Here is a 1,118-nt window from a genome sequence, read left to right as displayed (position 1 = left end):
TTCCTCAACCATTTAGAGGGGATGATCGACTATGTCCGGTATGGTGACGCTGAAGCAAGGTGACTTCTATTACAACATCCCCATGCATGAATACAGCCGTTATTGGTTTGAACACTTGGACATTATCGAACAGGGCGAGGAATTTTTAGTTGTGGAGAAAATCCCTTACGACAAAATCCCGAAACCGTCCATCATGGCTGCTATGAAAAGAGGTAAAGGCGTGAAGCGTGTTGTGAAAGCTTACAGCACGAAAGGAAGTGGAAAACATGCGAATGACAATTGGCGATGACGAACACGTTTTTATCTGTGGTCAAACCGGTACAGGTAAATCGGTTGTCGCTGAGGTATATCTCGCTGGGAAAGACCATGTGGTAAAGCTTGATACGAAAGGCGAAGTACACGAGCGCCGCAAGAAACGGCAGGAATTGTGGCATGGCTTGCAGGAAGGTAAGGACTTTACTGTGGTTCACCGATTGGAAGACGTGTCCGAGGTCGAGACGCCGAAAATTATCTATTGCCCGGTCGCTGAAGAATTAGAGCCGGAATATTACAACGCGCTCATGAGCTGGGTGTACAAGCGTGAAAATACGATTCTATGGATAGACGAATTAATGGAAGTCGCGCCAAGCGCCCATAACTACCCGAAAGAATTGAAAGCCTTATACACGCGCGGGCGTTCGAAAGAAGCAGTCGTTTGGGCTTGTACCCAGCGCCCAACAGACATTCCGGTCATTGCTATGGCCAACAGTTCACACTATTTCATTTTCACCATGCAAAACCCGGATGACCGTAAAAAGATTGTGAAAGCAACAGGGATGCCGCAATTTATGGAGCAACCCGGCGGGCACAATTTTTGGTATTGGAAAGTGGGTATGCAAAACCCGGTACTAGCAAAATTGAAGCTTTAAAGGAGGTGATGACTTGGAGACACGAAAATTTGCAGGTGTCGGGCTGAAGAACATGATTGTCATTGCGCTATTCACAATGATGGTCATTGTCGTAACAAAGGTTATTGTCACGAAGCATCCGGTTAACGGTGTGACGCAATTAGTAAACGCAGTATAAGGAGGAAAAAAGCATGAAGGTTAAATGGTTAGTTCATACGTTCATTACTGTAT

Annotated in this window: 3 protein-coding genes; all 3 read left to right on the top strand. The window is 45.8% G+C overall.

What is annotated here, in order from left to right; all coding sequences use genetic code 11:
- The first annotated feature begins 31 nt into the window (after positions 1 to 31).
- From ACFVU8_RS29950 to ACFVU8_RS29940, 3 genes are read left to right on the top strand one after another with little or no spacing between them, the layout of a single operon-like run.
- Positions 32 to 289 carry a hypothetical protein gene (locus tag ACFVU8_RS29950; protein ID WP_213398973.1) on the top strand — a complete coding sequence of 86 codons (258 nt, stop codon included), beginning with the start codon at positions 32 to 34 and terminating at the stop codon, positions 287 to 289.
- On the top strand, positions 267 to 908 hold the full coding sequence (locus ACFVU8_RS29945; protein ID WP_376642745.1) for an ATP-binding protein: 642 nt from the start codon (positions 267 to 269) through the stop codon (positions 906 to 908). Before ACFVU8_RS29950 ends, ACFVU8_RS29945 begins: the two co-directional genes overlap by 23 nt.
- A gap of 13 nt (positions 909 to 921) precedes the next feature.
- Positions 922 to 1,065: a hypothetical protein gene (locus ACFVU8_RS29940; RefSeq protein WP_158649812.1), complete on the top strand. Its 144-nt coding sequence runs from the start codon at positions 922 to 924 to the stop codon at positions 1,063 to 1,065.
- Positions 1,066 to 1,118 lie beyond the last annotated feature (53 nt).

The sequence above is a fragment of the Paenibacillus sp. NPDC058177 genome, from assembly GCF_042883835.1.
GTDB classification, from domain to species: domain Bacteria; phylum Bacillota; class Bacilli; order Paenibacillales; family Paenibacillaceae; genus Paenibacillus_AQ; species Paenibacillus_AQ agri.
This window is presented reverse-complemented; position numbering and strand designations above follow the sequence as displayed.